The following is a 17428-nucleotide window of genomic DNA, read 5'->3' on the forward strand; positions in this document are numbered from 1 at the left end:
GGGTTTGAGTAATTGATGAAATACGGTATTCTGATGTGACAAAACCTGAGTCCTTTATAGTTAAAGTGTTTGTTTGCACTCATATTTTAACTATTCAGACTCAGGTTTTTTTTTATTTAAAGCAAACTATGGGACAGTAGTGAGGTTTAGCCTGTCTTTTTTATATATTAACATTTATATATTGCTCAAAAAATCTAGCTAACTCTGAGCACTTCATTCCATTTTGTTAAATAGCTAGGAGATTTGAAGCTCTGAGACATCGCCCATGCTCGTCCATTTGGCGTAATCAAACGCCCAAGGGTCATTTTATCTTTACCAAATTTTTCATTAATATGATCAAATGTTATCGATAGACTTTTCCGTGCCAGCATCTCATCTGTATCATGAAATAAATCAACAGCATGACTATGTTGTGGAATGATATCTAACAAAATGACTTCTGCTTTTTTATAACGGTAACCTTTTTGATAAATTCGGTCTAATCCTATTTGCACAGCCTTCAAAATCTCTAAACGATCATCACTATAATCAGCCAAATACACCACTGTAAATGGACGATAATTCTCTGCTTTATTAAAACGATTTGTACGGATACTAACACCGATCGCCTTACATAGAAGTTTTTGCTTCCGTAACCGTTCAACTGCTCTTAAGGTAAATTCAGTCAATGCTTCGCTTAGGCTATTTTTATCTTGAATTAATTGCCCAAAAGAACGACTACTTAATACCTGTCGTCGATCAGCCAACACGTCTTCAATTTTTAAACAGGCGATGCCACGCAACTCTTTAACTGTATTTTCCAAAACAACAGAGAAATGTTTTCCAATCATTTTCGGATCTGCTTCAACCAAATCCATAACTGAATGAATACCTATCACTTCTAAACGTTGGCGAATCTTACGACCTACGCCCCACACCTCACCTACTGCGGTATGACTCAATAAATCCTCGATCACACAAGGATCTTCATCAACCATATTACAGATACTGTTAAAGCATCGATGGGTTTTTGCTAAATGATTTGCAATTTTTGCCTGTGTTTTGGAATATCCAATGCCTATACAACAAGGTAATCCTAACCAGTTTTTTATGGTTGTTAGGATAGTTTGAGCATATTCTGTTAATTCAAAATGATGCTGATATGCTGTTAACTCAAGGAAACACTCATCAATCGAGTAAATTTCTTGTTCACATGGAGCAACGAAACTGCCCAAAATATTCATAAATCGCCGTGACATTTCTGCATACAACGCATAATTACTTGAGAAAACGGCAACCTGATGCTTTCGAATAATATCTTCGATCTGGAAAAAGGGAACCGCCATCTTGATACCCAATTGTTTTGCTTCATGCGAACGCGATACTACACAGCCATCATTATTTGAAAGTACCACAACGGGATGCTTTTCTAGCTTCGGATTGAATACCCGCTCGCAACTCACATAACAATTATTCACATCAATCAAGGCAAAAATACGTTGTGGCAATGGCATTGGATCACCTCATCGGCTTTAAGTTATAGGTCACGACGCCCCAAATCACCAACTCCTGTCCTTCTTGTATATAAATATTTTGATAATCAGGATTTTCAGCTTTTAACCAAACTTTGGGTGGACTGAAATGATGATCAATCATCAAACGCTTTACCGTAAAGTCATTATCAATCAGTGCAATGACGATATCGCCAGACTTTGCAGGGATACTTCGATCTACTACCAAGGGGTCATCAATATCAATGCCAGCATCCAACATGGACAAGGAATTTGCTTTTACGATAAATGTCGAGTTTTCATTTCTAATTAAAAACTCATTTAAATCCAAAGCTTGCTCAACATGGTCTTGTGCAGGCGATGGAAAACCTGCTGCAACACGTTCCGTCGCCAAAGGAATATGGTAAATTCGATCATTCTTTGCTTGAACACTCTGAACGTTCAAAGAAGTACTGAGATCGGTATTAATACCTGTCTTGGCATTATTCAATAACCAGTTTTTAATGAAATCAACTTGTGATTCAGGAACACGTATTACTTTGGTGGGTTCGCTAAATTGAGCTTTACGACCAGCGTTGGTTCGAGCCCCACCATGTTCAAACTCAGTTTTTTTGGACATAACTCACCCCTCCCTTGTTTTCATCGCCTCTATTTAATCTAACTTGAAAAAGTTACAAATTCAAGTTGACGAAAAATTAATTTTGCATAAGAATAAATTTCATAGATCAGATTTTGGCTTGTTTAAGTTAACAAGGATGTCAAACAAACCAAATTTCGATAATTAAACCATATATTTAGGCAACTTATGCTTTGATAGTATTTGATTTAACAGATTGATTATTTTGATCTTTTCAGCAGTTAGGTTTTATTCAAGATTTTTTGATGTGGAGACATGAAAAATGAACAATCAACGTGATGCTATTCTTGGCTATGCTGACGAAAAACACGCTTATTTTATTCGTCTCATTGAGAACAATACCGTTTTGGGTAGTTGTTATGGATTATTCTGTGACAGCCCCAATAGTGAGGCGGCTGAAAGTATTATGACAACTTTATTTTTAAAGAAATCTTTTTGGCTCAATGGTTCTGAATTTCAAGATATTATTCAAGGACTAAATCCGATTCAGTAAAATCATTCATGCAAATTAGCTCAAATACGAAACAAGTTTCTGTTCGTGTAAATTTATACAGTACAAGCAACACATTCAGATATTAAGCAAATAATTCATATAAAAGACTCATGATCAATAAAAGATATTTAAATAAAAAACCACTTAAACATTGATTTAAGTGGTTTCTTTTATTTCATCAAGATTTATATAAAGCGTTTATCATTTACTGGAGCAACAAGTTTATAAATTTTTCCATCTGCCTCATTTTCAAAGAGCAAATCGATATTTGGATGAATAATTTCACCATCTACCTCAATATGTTCCACTCGCTTAAAAAAAGGAATGTCTTTATCTTCAAGGTCATTAAGCTGAGCAATTACAATTGATTCATTTTCTTCTTGGTCTTTTACGACCACTGTCACCTTATTCATAGTATTCCTCATTTAATAATAATTCCTGATTAGACTATGCCCTATAGATCAAAGTCTGTCTAACAACGGGTTGTAAGAAATATTATAAGTATTAACAGACTGTTAATTTTTCATCTAAGTTATTGAAATAAAAAATATAGGTTTACAATTATGTGTAACACAGAAAACGTAGTGCAAGAAAACTGATTAAACAAAAGGCTGCCGAAGCAGCCAATATTTGTACTAATTTCCACGATAAGTTGAATAACCATAAGGGCTGAGTAATAAAGGAATATGATAATGTTTCACGGTTCCATCCACTTTAAAAATCACAGGAACTTCTGGAAAAAAGGTCTGTTGCTTTTGTTGATTGAACCAAGCCTCAGTTTTAAAGGTCACTTTGTAAATCCCTTTTTCCAAGGCTTTGTTCTCAGGATATAGCGCAGTAATTCGCCCATTTTCACCCGTAAGTTTCTGATTCAACTTAATCCACTGATCACCAGAGCTTTTTTCAAGAACAACTTCAACATTTGCTGAAGGTAAACCATTTTCCAAATTTAGAACATGGACACTCAATGGGTTCTGTTCAGCAAATGCCGCTGAACTGAATAAGATAAGCGAATAAGGTAAGATTTTCTTTAACATCACAAACTCCTCACAGATTTTTCAATATTTGGATGGCTGATGTAGCACAGTAATCATCGTTTTTAGCACCGCCTGCTCCAGCAACACCAAGCGCTCCGACCACTTGATTTTGGTATCGAATAGGTAATCCACCACCCAATAACAGCAGCTTAGAAACGGTGGTCAAATTTTTTGCATCAGGATTGCTATTTGCTGTTTGACTCAAAGCCAAGGTCGCTGTTTTCGTTGATAATGCTGTAAATGCTTTTTGCTCTGCAGCATCTAAATTGTGTGGACCCACCGACTCATGGCGGTGTGCATAAAGCGTATTACCACCTTGATCAACGACTGCGACTGCAATATTTTGCTGAATGTTTTTGCATACACGCTCAGCTTCACTGGCTATTACTTTGGCTGTTTGAAGATCTAATGAATAAACTTGCTTCAACTCCACAGAGTGTGCAACAGTGCTACTGAATAGTGACGTTAAACCAAGAATTTTAAGCTTATTCATATTGATTCCTGCCTGATATGCTTTGAAAATCTTAAACAAATCCATTCCACCACAGCATGACAATCACATTACAAAATTGTCATGTTCACAAAGAGTCTGAACAAAAATGTGTATTCTGATTATCGAAGATGAAACGAAGATCGCATCTTATTTAGTAAAAGGCTTGATTGAGTCAGGCTATACAGCGGAGTGCGTCCATTCAGGACTAGAAGGTTTGGAAAGATTAAAAATGAAATCCTATTCTTTGGTGATTTTAGATGTCATGTTGCCTGATCTTGATGGCTGGGATGTATTGAAAATACTTCGCCAATTTTCTAAGGTTCCCGTGATCTTTTTAACTGCAAAGGATCAGATTTTAGATCGTGTCAAAGGCTTAGAACTGGGTGCAGATGATTATTTAGCAAAACCATTTTCCTATATTGAATTACTTGCTCGGATCAAAAGTCTTTTAAGACGCCAACAATATAATCAAGAAAATGAGCTCTCGATTGCATCATTAAAGATGGATTTAACACAACACAAAGTTTGGCGAGAAGATGCATTAATCGACCTCAGTAAGAAGGAATTTAACCTACTTCGATTTATGCTTTTGCATCAAGATGAGATTATTACGCGCCGCCAAATTGCATCAGAAGTTTGGAATATTAACTTTGATACAGATACTAACTTTATCGATGTTGCTGTACGCCGCTTACGCAGCAAAATTGATGATGGACATGATTTAAAGTTAATTCATACGATTCGGGGCTTAGGATATAAGCTATCGGTTCAAGCATGATGAATCATATCTTTCGCTCATTAGAATTGAGACTCACCCTACTGGTGACTTTTTGCAGCGCTCTCGTTTTATGCGTAGTGGCAATGATTAGTTATGTTGGGATTAATCAAATTTTAATTATCCAACAAGATCATGCTCTGACGGACCGAATTGAACGACTCGAAATACTTCTACAAGATAGTGAAAATATAAATCAAATTGTTGCTCGTCCTAAGCTCTATCAAAATATGTTAGGCAACCAAGATAACTTGTTTATTTTAATGGATCATAATCAACGTCTAATTGATATTAATCCCTTAAATATTCCCCTTCCTAAATTGGCAACCTCAAGCAGCATCCAATTTACAGATTTAACTCAGACCGAACACCCAACACGCTTGTCATGGAAAACGATCAACATTCATCAAAAGCCTTATGTGCTCATTGCGGGCAAGCAATGGTCTGAACGTCTCAATATTCTTGAGCCATTCCGTAACGGTTTATTGGTTTCAGTGAGCATCGGGGTTGTACTGATTTTTATATTATCTGCTCTGGCTAGCCATTTTGGACTCAGTACTTTAAGAAAACTGCAACAACAAACTCAGGCAATCAATGTCCATCAATTGCAGCAAAGAATTCAGCTTGATCAAGCTCCATCAGAAATTGAACAACTGACAGCAGACATCAATACCATGCTGAACCGAATTGAAATCGGATACCAGCAACTCAACCGATTCTCAGAAGACATTGCACATGAATTTCGTACCCCACTCAACAACCTGATTGGACAAACGGAAATTATGCTCATGGGTGAGCGTACAGATGAGCAATACAAAGAACTGCTGTATTCAAATTTAGAAGATTACCAACGCCTAAAACGTATGATTGATAGTATGCTGTTTCTTGCACGTGCGGATCGTCAGATGGTGATGTTAAATAAACAATGGGTCGATTTACCCAACTTGGTTGAGACGATTTGTGACATTTTTGAGCATCAAGCCGAAGAACAAGCTTGCCAGTTTATTTTGCAGTTAGAACAAACCCAAATATTGGCTGATCCAGAATTACTGCAACGAGCACTTTATAATTTAATTTCGAATGCACTGACACATGGTGGTTTGCAACGTCAGATCTATATTGGCAGTCGAAACAACCAACAAAATGGATCAAGCTCTACGACTAGTTTATATGTGATCACCAGTGATACGAGCATTGCAAACGAGCATCTTGATTCTCTGTTTGAACGCTTTTATCAATGTATTTCTAGCCGCCATCAAAGCAGCCAAACTGGAGGTCTTGGTTTATCCATCGTTGCCTCAATTATGACCCTTCATCAAGGTAAATATTTGGCTTACAACACTCCAGATGGTATTTGCTTTGAACTCATTTTTCCGAATGATTGCGATCAATAAGCTTTAAAGATATAGGCTCATAACCATTCACTTGTATCATCCGCGACTGGCGTACCATGCATAACGTGCATAATCATTGCATAGGCAATACTTCCTTTAAATGGAATTTCAGGCAGTTGATCAAATTTGAAGAACTGTGCATCACTAATTTCTTTTTCCTGTATTTTAATTTCGCCTGAGTGATATTCAGCTTTAAATGCAACCATTAAATTACTTGGAAATGGCCATGGCTGGCTGGCGAGATACTGAATATTTTTGATATTCAAACCAACCTCTTCCAAAGTCTCTCGACGCGCTGCTTCTTCTAAGGTTTCACCTACCTCCACAAAGCCTGCAATCAGACTATACATGGTCTTATTGCGCGTTGTTCTTGCAAGCAGTATCTCATCATCCCCTCTTGTGATAATCGTAATCACACAAGGGTTAACACGTGGATATTGGTTATAACCACAACTTGGACACATCATCGCAAACTGATCAATGCTTTGTTGTGTCTTGTCACCACATCGCCCACAAAACTGATGATTACGTCGCCATTCTAAAAGTTGTACAGCTCGACTGGCTTGTTCAAACTGTTGGTGATTCCAATATTGTAAAAGCTGACGTATCGGCACCAACTGATAGCCAACGGGTATGCTTTCGTTGGGTAATAGATCTCGCGCAACGACCTGCTCATCATCTGACAGTACTAAATCACTGTGCAATTTTTCAACTCGTGGTAATTGAAACTGTTCATCAACTAAAAGTTGTTGTTGCTGAAAAATATAAGCAATCGATAGATTTGACATTACATTACCTTAAATTCAATAACATGAGATATATCAATAGAAATGCTAGCAATCCCCAAAAGGACAATTGAGGATAGCAAACGCAAAATTAATGGTGCTTATATTGACGTGAGCAGTAGCCACGATTGATCTCTGGTGAACGTAGTTGCAAATGCTTGGTTTTTCGACCCGTCACCCGTTTACGCCAGAGTTTAAAACTACTGGCTTGCAAATTTTGCCTCATCAGTTTGATTACAGCAGATTCATTCAGACCATATTCGCGCTCTAGCGCTTCAAAAGGTGTTCGATCTTCCCATGCCATTTCAATAATTCTTGAAAGGTCACCATCATCATAATTTTTAGTATTCAACATAAAATGAAATCACTTCGCTGTCGTTCAATATCAACGTGTTAAATTGCCCAACAGAGCATAAAAAACTCAGGATGAAGAAAGTGTGATTTTTCGAGTTATTCTTTTCATTTGAAATAATATTCAGCACATTGAAAATTAAATAAATGATCAAAGAATCATCCCAATTATTTTTTCAAGATTGACTAATCATCTAAATGCCGATAGTTATCTTAGACAATATTACTGAACTGAGGATAATTCTGATGTTTTTGCTAAATGCTGATTTTTCAAAGTTCGCAGTCGTCAAACCTAGAGACTATCAATGGGTAAAATCACCTGGCGGCGAAGTAGAACGTGTCATGTTAGACCGAATTGGCAATGAAGCAGCTAGAGCAACAAGTTTAGTCAAATACGCGCCTCTAAGCTTATTTCCAAAACACCAACATCCTCATGGCGAAGAGATTTTGGTATTGTCTGGAATGTTCACTGAAGATGGTAGCCAACACTATCAAAAAGGATGGTATTTGCGGAATCCGCATAACTCTAGTCATATTCCATCTAGTGAGATAGGCACCTTGATCTTTGTCAAACTCAGACAAATGTCCGAGACTGAAACTGAAGCTGTTCGTATCGATACCCATAACCCGAATAACTGGAAAAAAATGGGACATCGAGACATCTGTGAACTTTACCAATCTCAGCTAGAGCATACTTATCTAGAAAAAATCATGCCCCTACATCCCATCGAATATGATGTAAAAGGTGGTGCTGAAATTTTAGTGATTGAAGGTGAAATCAGCCATAGTGAAGAAACTTATCCAAAAGGTTCTTGGTTACGTATTCCCCCACAAGTAGATTACCAACTTCAATCAGGTCAACAAGGCGCAACACTTTATCTAAAAACAGGTCATCTGCTCGCCATGATTCAGTCAACTCATAAAATTTAATGAGCGACTCCGAAATACATGTTTCAATCAAAGATGATGAATCAACTAGCGATGCGTATGAACTGACATCACAATCCCAAAACCTGCCAATAAGGTGATAATAGCTGTACCACCATAGCTCATAAATGGTAATGGATCTCCTGTCACAGGAAAAATTCCACTGACCATACCTGAGTTAACAACGACATATAGAAAAAAAGACAATGCTAATGAACCGACAATCAATCGTCCGAAATTATTAAATGAGTTCAATCCGATCATAAAACAGCGGATGATGATTGCTGCATATAAGCTAAATAGAATTACCACACCAATAAAACCAAACTCTTCTGCATAAGTTGACATAATAAAGTCTGTATGCCGTTCAGGTAAAAATCCAAAATGTGATTGAGTGCCTTGTAAATAACCTTTTCCTGAAAACCCACCCGAACCAATCGCAATTTTAGACTGAATAATATTCCAACCTGAACCAAGGACATCAGCCTCAGGATCAATCAAAGTTGTGATACGCTTTTTTTGATAGCTTTCCAATAAAAAAGTCCAAGCAATTGGAAGAAATAACATCACTAAACCCATAGAGCCTAGAATTAATTTCCAAGAAATACCTGCCAAAAACAATACAAACAGACCACTGGTGAGGATCAGAATGCCTGCCCCCAAATCAGGTTGTAATGCGACTAAAAGTAAAGGAATGACAATTAAAACCAATGAAATCAGAATATGAAATATTCTAGGTGGCAAGGCATTTCTAGATAAAAACCACGTGATCATCAGTGGCATTGCAAACTTCATCAGTTCACTTGGCTGCATACTTCCTAACAATGGAATAGCGATCCACCGACGTGCACCCATTCTCACTTCACCGATAAAAAATACAGCGATAAGCAGTACCAAACTCACAGCATATAGATAAGGGCTAAATGCTTGATAAACTTTTGGAGGAACTTGAGCACAAACAAAAAGCGCTACGAATCCTAAAAGGAAACTAAATCCTTGTTTGAATACCAACCCCATATCTTGAGCCGATGCACTATATACGACGATTAAACCTAAGATCGCATTTAAAATGAGAAGGCTCAATAACCAAGGGTCGAGATGTAATTTATGCCAATACGAAGAATTATTTTTGAGATGCAAACCATCTCGAATGGAATAACGTAAAAATCGGGATTGCGGAACAGGCTTCATGGTGATCTTAAAAATAAGAAAAACGAGCAGATAAATCTGAACTAAGGCGATGGAGTATATATTTAATTTGTTTCTGTGCTCAGATTATTACTTTTATTTTTGTGAATCTTTGATAAATTTGCAGATACCATTTAAATCAAAGGTTTTATACATATGGACCCCTCACCTTTAAGGCGTATCTTTGGCTCTCTCTGTAGACAACTTGGAGAACTAGGATGATAGAATTTCTTTTAGACCCTAGCATCTGGATCGCGTTATTAACTTTAATCGTACTCGAAATCGTACTTGGCATTGATAACTTAGTTTTCATTGCAATTCTTGCAGATAAACTTCCTCCAGAACAAAGAGATAAAGCAAGAATCATAGGTCTTTCATTAGCCCTTATCATGCGTTTAGCCCTGCTTTCCATTATCTCTTGGCTAGTTACTTTAACAAAACCTATTCTCCATATATGGACTCTGAGTTTCTCAGGTCGAGACCTAATCCTACTCTTTGGTGGTCTTTTCTTACTCTATAAAGCCGTTACAGAATTACATGAAAAAATAGAAGGCAAACCTGTACATAAAACCCAATCAAGTGTTGCTTATGCAAGCTTTGGTATGGTGGTCACTCAGATTGTTATTCTAGATGCAGTGTTTTCTTTAGATTCTGTGATTACAGCAATCGGAATGGTTGACAATATTTATGTCATGATGGCAGCCGTGGTGATCGCTGTTGTAGTGATGTTAATTGCATCAAAACCATTAACAAACTTTGTAAATAAGCATCCTACTGTTGTTATTTTGTGCTTAAGCTTCTTACTACTGATCGGTATTAGCTTGATTGCTGAAGGTTTTGGTTTCCATATCCCGAAAGGATATATCTATTCAGGTATTGCCGTTGCAATCCTAATTGAAGGTTTCAACCAATTTACCCAACGAAATGCTGAAAAACATGCATCAAAACTACCTTTAAGACATCGTACTGCAAATACGATCTTCAAGCTCATGGGTGGCAAAGAGCAAAATGACCCAACGATTATCGATAACAACGATGATTCATTCGGTGCCGAAGAACGCTACATGATCGGTGGTGTGTTAACTCTGGCTGAACGCTCTGTTTCATCGATTATGACACCTAGAGATCAGATTTCTTGGGTCAACATCGATGATGATATTGAAGATATCAGAGCTAAAGTACTTGCAGTACCTCACAGCTTATTCCCTGTCTGTAAAGGCAATTTGGATAAAGTCATTACTGTTGTACGCGCAAAAGAGCTGATTGATTGTTTGGATGAAAAAGAAGAATTGCAAAATCTTTTAAAACGCCAACGTCCAATTTTTATTTTTGAAAAGATGAAAGTGATAGATGCAATTAATACTTTGCGCTCTTCAAAAGGCTCTTTAGTCATGGTGACGAATGAATTTGGAAATATCCAAGGATTAATCACTCCATTAGATGTATTTGAAGCAATTGCTGGTGAATTCCCAGACTCAGATGAACAACTGGATTTGACGAAAGTATCTCATCAAGAATGGGTAGCATCTGGCTTATTAGACCTTTATCAACTTCAACTTGAATTAGGCACACTTGAACTAGTTCAAGAAGGTTCAGGCTATGTAAGTGTCGCTGGTTTATTACTAGATAAATTAGAAGGTCAAGTTGATGTCGGTTCTACATTGACCTATGAGGGAATCTATTTCGAAATTATAGAAATGGATGGCACTCGCATTAAGAAAGTCAAAATTATTTATCCGATGTAAATCCAAGCATAAAAAAAGAGCCTTTCAAAAAGGCTCTTTTTTTTATATCTCAATCTGACTACCAATTTCGACAACACGATTCGTAGGGATTTGATAAAAATCGCTAATAGGACTTGTATTCTTTTGCATCGTAGCGAATAACTGTTTTCTCCATGTAGTTAACTTATTATTCGCTTTGTAGATCAATCTTTCGCGTGACACAAAGAAACTGATTTCCATCAGATTATATTCAAAATCAATTTTATTGAAAATTTGCTCTAAGACCATAGGTACATTCGGCTGCTCTTTAAAACCATAATTGATTTGTATCCGATAAAAGCCTTTCTCTAAAACTTCGAACTCATATCTCAGTTCATCTTGCACGTATGGGATATCCGAAACTTGCACCGTTACCAACATATTTTTGTCATGAAGAATCTTGTTGTGCTTGAGATTATGCAACAACGCATGTGGTACTACAGATGGAGAACCTGTCAGAAACACAGCAGTACCAGATACCTTATTCATATCTGTGCCTAGATATTTAATAAAGGTTTCTAACTGCAACGTATCGCTTTGGAGTTTTTCCTGCAATTGAACCCGCCCTTTCTTCCATGTCATCATCAATGTAAAGACAAAGACAGCGATAAGCACAGGCACCCATCCCCCAATAAAGAACTTAAGTAGATTCGAGCCTAACAGCACTAAATCAATAAAAATGAATGGTACAGCGAATAAAACCAGTTTCCACGTTTTCCATTTCCAGTAGCTATAAGCAAGAAATGCAACCAAAAGCGTATCGCAGAACATGGTAATCGTTACGGCAAGACCATAAGCACCTGCTAAATTACTACTTGTTTTAAAGAGTAAAACTAGGAATAAAATTGAAATATATAGAATCCAATTGAGTAAAGGAATGTAAATTTGACCCACTTCAGACGCTGAGGTATGTAGTACATTCAGACGAGGTAAATAACCCAATTGAATCGCTTGTTTCGCCATCGAAAAAACACCACTAATCAATGCCTGTGATGCGATCACAGCTGCTGCGGTCGCAATAAGAATCATTGGATAGAGGAAGAAGGATGGTACAAGTAAATAAAATGGATTGGTAATCGCTGTAGGATCTCTTAGCAATAAAGCACCTTGACCTGCATAATTCAACATAAGACACGGCAAAACAACGAGGAACCAACCAAGGCGTATCGGAAGAACACCAAAATGCCCCATATCAGCATAAAGCGCTTCACCACCTGTGACGGTCAAAACGACAGCGCCCATCACAAAAAATGAAATATACGGATTGGTGATAATAAATTGCAATGCCCAATGTGGACTTAAGAAAGCCAAAATCGTTGGGCTTTGAATAATACTCACAAACCCAATCGCACCAATAGACAAAAACCAAAGCAGTGTAATTGGGCCAAAAAACTTACCCATTACGGCAGTTCCATGTTTTTGTACAAGAAACAATGCCGTCAGAATGCCAATACTGATCGGTAATATAAATTTATCAAATGCTGGAGCCGCAACAGAAAGTCCTTCCACAGCCGATAACACAGATATTGCGGGTGTAATAATGCCATCACCAAAGAATAATGAAGCGCCAATAAATCCTAAAGCTGTAATCAGAATTTTTGTTCGATTAGAAAGACCTGGCTGACGTAAATTCAAGGCAAGTAATGCCATGATTCCACCTTCGCCATTGTTATCTGCTCTCATTATCACCATCACATATTTAAGAGAGACGATCAACATGATGGTCCAGAAAATAAGCGACAAGATTCCTAAAATATTAATTTCATTGATTGGCATTCCATGTGTTGCATGAAAGCTTTCTTTAAGTGCATAAAGTGGGCTAGTTCCAATATCACCAAAGACTACACCAAGTGCAGCTAAAGTCAGTATGGGTACACTAGCTTTCTCTACCGTCTGATTTTGCATGTTGTAAAAAAACACTTCTAAAAGTTAAAGTGATACTAGCACTCAATCTATCACTCCCTAAATAATTTATTTATAAGCCAGTTAAATATCTAATATGTAATTAAATAATTACTTATTCAAGTTAAATCACTCTACCTTTGAATTTATTAAAATAGCGCCAATAAACATGCTCCATTCCTTCAAAAAAACTCCACTTGAGAAGAATTATCAGTTATTATTTGGGCAAGAATTATTCCTGTGAATTGACCATGAATGCTCATACCGTAACGTTGGCCAATGTCTTAACGATTCAAAAGCTTAGCAAAAAATTCGGTGAGCGTTTTGCTGTAAATCAAGCATCATGGTCTGCTCAAAGTGGTCAGATTATTTGCCTATTGGGACATTCAGGTTGCGGTAAAACAACCATGCTACGTCTGATCGCAGGTCTAGAGACTCCTACTGAGGGTTCTATTCAGCTAGAAAGAAAAGTTCTATGGGACCCATATCAACAAGTTCAAGCTGAAGAACGCAATATCGGTTTTGTATTTCAAGACTATGCTCTCTTTCCACATTTGAGCGTGTTGGAAAATGTGATGTTTGGATTGAAAAAAATCCCGAAGCACGAACGTCAATCTATTGCTGAAAATGCGTTAAAGCATGTCTCTATGTCGCATCATATTCATAGCTATCCACATACTTTATCTGGTGGTGAACAACAGCGTGTCGCTTTAGCTCGTGCACTCGCACCTAAACCTCATGTTTTGCTTATGGATGAACCATTTTCGAATTTGGATCATCGTTTACGTGATCAAATTCGACAAAGCACCATTGATATTTTAAAACAGACTTCGACCACAACTATCATTGTGACTCATGATCCTGAAGAAGCACTTCAAATTGCTGATCAGATTATTTTGATGCATCAGGGTAAAATCATTCAAAGTGGTACGCCTAAGCAGCTTTACTTCCAACCGAAAACACTTTTTGCAGCACGTTATTTTTCCGATTTGAATGAAATAAAAACCCAAATACAAGATCAACAACTGCATACGATTTTTGGAAATATTGATATTCCAAAACATTTGACGAGTAATAACGAGATTCGTTGCTATTTTAGACCCCACCAATTACGTGTTAATCGGATAAAAACTGAAAATAGTCTAGCTGCTAAAATTATTTCGTCGAACTTCTTAGGCTATTCACAACTACTTAAATTAAAAATCGAGGCAGAAGATAAAGTGTTAAGTGCTTATGTTGAATATTCTCAACATTACGACCAAGCAGAAACCGTCTACCTATCGTTAGATTTATCTCAGTGTTTCTTTTATGAATCCAATGATTCAATCGAAATCCATCAATCATCCACTTAACTGGTATTTATTATTCAAGTTTCTTCTTTTTAGGGATCAAAAATGAACCAACGAATAAAACTTCATGCGCTTTCAGTTAGTCTTATCGCACTCAGCAGTGGTTGGGTAAATGCCGCTGAGGTCAATCTCTATACCACTCGCGAACCTGTGTTAATTCAACCACTCTTAGAAGAGTTCAATCAAAAAACAGGTATTAAAGTAAACACTGTTTTTATCAAAGATGGAATGCTGGAACGTGTTAAAACTGAAGGTCGCCGCTCACCTGCAGACGTCATGCTGACAGTTGATTTCGGTAATTTGGTTGATTTGGTTGAAAATGGTTTAACTCAACGAGTGAACTCTAAAGTTTTAAATACCGCGATTCCAGGTAACTTACGTGCAGCCAATGGTCATTGGTATGCGCTATCTATGCGTGCTCGTGCAGTATATGTTTCTAAAGAACGTACACCACTAAAAGCCATCAGTTATGAAGATCTCGCAAATCCAAAATGGAAAGGCAAGATTTGTATCCGCTCTGGTAGCCATCCTTATAACACATGGCTAATTGCATCCTATATTGCTCATCACGGCGAAAAAGCAACTGAGCAATGGTTACGTGGCATCAAAGCAAATTTAGCACGCCCAGCGAGTGGTGGCGATCGTGATGTTGCACGCGATATTCTCGGTAAAATTTGTGATATCGGCGTTGCAAATACCTACTACGTAGGAACAATGCGTAATGGTGATGCTGAGCAACAACGTTGGGGTAATGCAATTAATGTTGTATTACCTCGCTTTAAAAATGGTGGAACGCATATCAATGTATCAGGTGCAGCTGTAGCAAAATATGCACCAAACCGTAAAGAAGCAGTTCAATTATTGGAATTCTTATCCTCAGATCATGCACAAGCAATCTATGCACAAAGTGGTTATGAGTATCCAGTAAAACCTAGTGTGAAGATTGATCCAATTATCGCAAGTTTCGGAAAGTTAAATATTGATAACGTCCGTCTGAGTGAAATTGCAAAATATCGTAAAGCAGCAAATCTGTTAGTCGATAAAGTTCAATTTAATCATTAAGTGATTTTATGGACAGGTCATCCATTTTGTTTTGACCTGTCCAATCAAACTTCTTAAACCTGCTATTCAATAGTTTCTTAATCTCTAATGACCAAAAATAAGCATCACTTTAATTTATTTACATCGCTCAGTGGGGTATTGACCTTACTTGCTTGCTTGCCTGTTATTGCATTGGTTTTAACAGCAATTCAGGGTAATAGTGATATTTTTGGGCATCTGATTCAGTATGTTCTGCCCCCTACTTTGGTTGATACCAGTATTTTATTATTTGGTGTTGGTCTACTCACGATTTTAATCGGGACTGGTAGCGCATGGTTAGTAACCGCATATCAGTTTAGAGGTCGAGCTTTTTTAGATTGGGCTCTACTGCTTCCCCTTGCAATACCAACATATATAATCGCTTATAGCTATATCGATATTTTGCATCCTATCGGCCCAGTACAAAGCTTTCTAGCAGCTAACTTTGGTTGGGAATCTCAACCTGCTTGGTTTCCGAATATTCGCTCTGTTTGGGGCTGTATTTTTCTATTAAGTTTTGTCTTATATCCCTATGTCTATTTAAGTACACGTGCGATGTTTCTCATGCAATCAGCTAGCTTGATTGAAGTTGCACGCAGTTTAGGGCTCAACCCGAACCAAGTTTTTTTTCGAGTCGCGATTCCTTTAGCTCGCCCAGCAATCGCTGTGGGGGCTAGTTTAGCTTTGATGGAAACCATCAATGACATCGGTGCAACCGAGTTTTTAGGCGTCAAAACTCTAACTTTATCGATCTATTCAACATGGACAAATCAATCCGATCTCGCTAGTGCTGCACAAATCGCAATTTTCATGTTGATCATTATTACTTTATTGGTTGTTATTGAAAGACTGGGTAGACGCAAACAACGCTATATGAACTCTGCTCAACGTAGTCGATTGATGCCAGCACAACAACTCAGTGGCACAAAAGCTGGTTTATGTTTAATACTTGGATTGATTCCTATCAGCATTGGTTTCCTCATTCCGTTCATCCATTTATTGATGGAATCTTATAAGCGTTTCAAGTATGCAGGTTTTTCAGACTATTTATTACAAGCATCAATCAACACTTTATTTCTAGCTACAGTTGCTACTGTGATCACAATTGCAATTGGATTCTTTATTGTCAGTGCGGCACGCTTTAGCCAAATTACATGGTTTAGCCGAATTGCTAGTTTAGGTTATGCAATACCTGGAACTGTGTTGGCCATTGGTCTTATGTTATCACTTGGAAAAATTGATCATGCGGTAGCTGATTTTCTTGAATTTAAATTAGGAATTCACTCAGGCTTGCTCTTTTTAGGAACAACTTTCACCCTCGTTTATGCTTACAGTGTACGCTTTCTTGCAATCGCAATTGGTGGAATAGAGTCTGGATATAATCGTATCCATGGCGTATTTGATGATGCGGCTCAAAATTTAGGCCGAAATCAATTTCTAATATTAAAAGAAGTTCATCTTCCACTACTCCGCCCTGCAATCATCTCTGCGGCATTGCTTATTTTCGTAGATTGCATGAAAGAATTGCCAGCCACCCTGTTACTTCGACCTTTGAATATGGAAACCCTCGCAACTCAGTTATATGCAGAAGCCTCAAGAGGAACATATGAAGATGGAGCAATTGCAGCATTATTAATTGTTTTAGTGGGTTTGATCCCTGTCATTCTGCTTGCTCGTATGAGTAAAGTGCTAAACAAATAAATAAGATTTTAGCGATATAGCGAATTCTGCTATATAGTCCCCAAATAAGAAAGGGTTGTATTT

17 protein-coding genes are annotated in these 17428 nt (G+C 37.5%); 8 read left to right on the forward strand and 9 right to left on the reverse strand.

Annotated features, from left to right (window positions below):
* Positions 1 to 194: 194 nt before the first annotated feature.
* Together MKL32_RS11335 and MKL32_RS11340 are read right to left on the reverse strand one after the other, a co-directional pair.
* Positions 195 to 1493, reverse strand: coding sequence for a Y-family DNA polymerase (locus tag MKL32_RS11335; protein ID WP_270900547.1), 1299 nt, complete (start codon positions 1491 to 1493; stop codon positions 195 to 197).
* Positions 1494 to 1497: 4 nt separating this feature from the next.
* Positions 1498 to 2109, reverse strand: coding sequence for a LexA family protein (locus MKL32_RS11340; protein ID WP_270900548.1), 612 nt, complete (start codon positions 2107 to 2109; stop codon positions 1498 to 1500).
* Between the two features lie 280 nt (positions 2110 to 2389).
* Here MKL32_RS11340 and MKL32_RS11345 point away from each other — a divergent pair, with 280 nt between their 5' ends.
* On the forward strand, positions 2390 to 2620 hold the full coding sequence (locus MKL32_RS11345) for a hypothetical protein (protein ID WP_004913221.1): 231 nt from the start codon (positions 2390 to 2392) through the stop codon (positions 2618 to 2620).
* Between the two features lie 185 nt (positions 2621 to 2805).
* Here the strand turns inward: MKL32_RS11345 and MKL32_RS11350 are convergent, their stop codons facing one another.
* The 3 genes from MKL32_RS11350 to MKL32_RS11360 all read right to left on the reverse strand — a co-directional run bounded on the left by MKL32_RS11350 (position 2806) and on the right by MKL32_RS11360 (position 4150).
* Entirely contained in the window at positions 2806 to 3033 is a 228-nt protein-coding gene (locus tag MKL32_RS11350; protein ID WP_004913223.1) for a hypothetical protein, read from the reverse strand.
* A 222-nt stretch (positions 3034 to 3255) separates the two neighbouring features.
* Entirely contained in the window at positions 3256 to 3657 is a 402-nt protein-coding gene (gene uraH / locus MKL32_RS11355) for a hydroxyisourate hydrolase (protein ID WP_004959593.1), read from the reverse strand.
* A 10-nt stretch (positions 3658 to 3667) separates the two neighbouring features.
* Positions 3668 to 4150, reverse strand: a complete 483-nt coding sequence (locus MKL32_RS11360; protein ID WP_270900549.1) for a GlcG/HbpS family heme-binding protein — start codon at positions 4148 to 4150, stop codon at positions 3668 to 3670.
* 106 nt (positions 4151 to 4256) lie between these two features.
* Between MKL32_RS11360 and MKL32_RS11365 the strand changes: the two genes are divergently transcribed.
* Both MKL32_RS11365 and MKL32_RS11370 read left to right on the forward strand, forming a co-directional pair.
* Positions 4257 to 4928, forward strand: a complete 672-nt coding sequence (locus MKL32_RS11365) for a heavy metal response regulator transcription factor (protein ID WP_005053282.1) — start codon at positions 4257 to 4259, stop codon at positions 4926 to 4928.
* A complete protein-coding gene (locus MKL32_RS11370) occupies positions 4925 to 6319 on the forward strand; it encodes a heavy metal sensor histidine kinase (protein ID WP_270900550.1) in 1395 nt (464 codons plus the stop codon). The genes MKL32_RS11365 and MKL32_RS11370 overlap by 4 nt, the downstream gene beginning before the upstream one ends.
* Before the next feature lie 17 nt (positions 6320 to 6336).
* Here MKL32_RS11370 and nudC read toward each other — a convergent pair whose 3' ends face one another.
* Both nudC and MKL32_RS11380 read right to left on the reverse strand, forming a co-directional pair.
* On the reverse strand, positions 6337 to 7107 hold the full coding sequence (gene nudC, locus MKL32_RS11375; RefSeq protein WP_005402933.1) for an NAD(+) diphosphatase: 771 nt from the start codon (positions 7105 to 7107) through the stop codon (positions 6337 to 6339).
* 88 nt (positions 7108 to 7195) lie between these two features.
* A complete protein-coding gene (locus MKL32_RS11380) occupies positions 7196 to 7459 on the reverse strand; it encodes a TIGR03643 family protein (RefSeq protein WP_004913242.1) in 264 nt (87 codons plus the stop codon).
* 242 nt (positions 7460 to 7701) lie between these two features.
* On the opposite strand from MKL32_RS11380, the gene MKL32_RS11385 reads away from it, so the two are divergent.
* Positions 7702 to 8385 (forward strand): cupin domain-containing protein, encoded by a 684-nt coding sequence (locus MKL32_RS11385; protein ID WP_125272032.1) that lies wholly within the window; start codon positions 7702 to 7704, stop codon positions 8383 to 8385.
* Positions 8386 to 8430: 45 nt separating this feature from the next.
* On the opposite strand, the gene rodA is transcribed toward MKL32_RS11385, so the two are convergent.
* Positions 8431 to 9573, reverse strand: coding sequence for a rod shape-determining protein RodA (gene rodA / locus MKL32_RS11390; protein WP_004913244.1), 1143 nt, complete (start codon positions 9571 to 9573; stop codon positions 8431 to 8433).
* Between the two features lie 215 nt (positions 9574 to 9788).
* Between rodA and MKL32_RS11395 the strand changes: the two genes are divergently transcribed.
* Complete coding sequence (locus MKL32_RS11395; protein ID WP_112986778.1) at positions 9789 to 11315, forward strand: TerC family protein; 1527 nt, start codon at positions 9789 to 9791, stop codon at positions 11313 to 11315.
* A 42-nt stretch (positions 11316 to 11357) separates the two neighbouring features.
* Here the strand turns inward: MKL32_RS11395 and MKL32_RS11400 are convergent, their stop codons facing one another.
* The gene (locus MKL32_RS11400) at positions 11358 to 13238 is read right to left on the reverse strand and encodes a potassium transporter Kup (RefSeq protein ID WP_125272031.1); all 1881 of its coding nucleotides are present in this window, start codon (positions 13236 to 13238) and stop codon (positions 11358 to 11360) included.
* Between the two features lie 248 nt (positions 13239 to 13486).
* Here MKL32_RS11400 and MKL32_RS11405 point away from each other — a divergent pair, with 248 nt between their 5' ends.
* From MKL32_RS11405 to MKL32_RS11415, 3 genes are all read left to right on the forward strand, one after another.
* Entirely contained in the window at positions 13487 to 14587 is a 1101-nt protein-coding gene (locus MKL32_RS11405; RefSeq protein ID WP_039046857.1) for an ABC transporter ATP-binding protein, read from the forward strand.
* A 42-nt stretch (positions 14588 to 14629) separates the two neighbouring features.
* Positions 14630 to 15646, forward strand: a complete 1017-nt coding sequence (locus MKL32_RS11410) for an extracellular solute-binding protein (protein WP_270900551.1) — start codon at positions 14630 to 14632, stop codon at positions 15644 to 15646.
* Between the two features lie 87 nt (positions 15647 to 15733).
* Positions 15734 to 17365: an ABC transporter permease gene (locus MKL32_RS11415; RefSeq protein WP_270900552.1), complete on the forward strand. Its 1632-nt coding sequence runs from the start codon at positions 15734 to 15736 to the stop codon at positions 17363 to 17365.
* The last annotated feature ends 63 nt before the right edge of the window (positions 17366 to 17428 follow it).

Origin of the sequence: Acinetobacter sp. AOR34_HL (genome assembly GCF_027854795.1) — a bacterium.
Classification (GTDB): Bacteria; Pseudomonadota; Gammaproteobacteria; order Pseudomonadales; family Moraxellaceae; genus Acinetobacter; species Acinetobacter junii.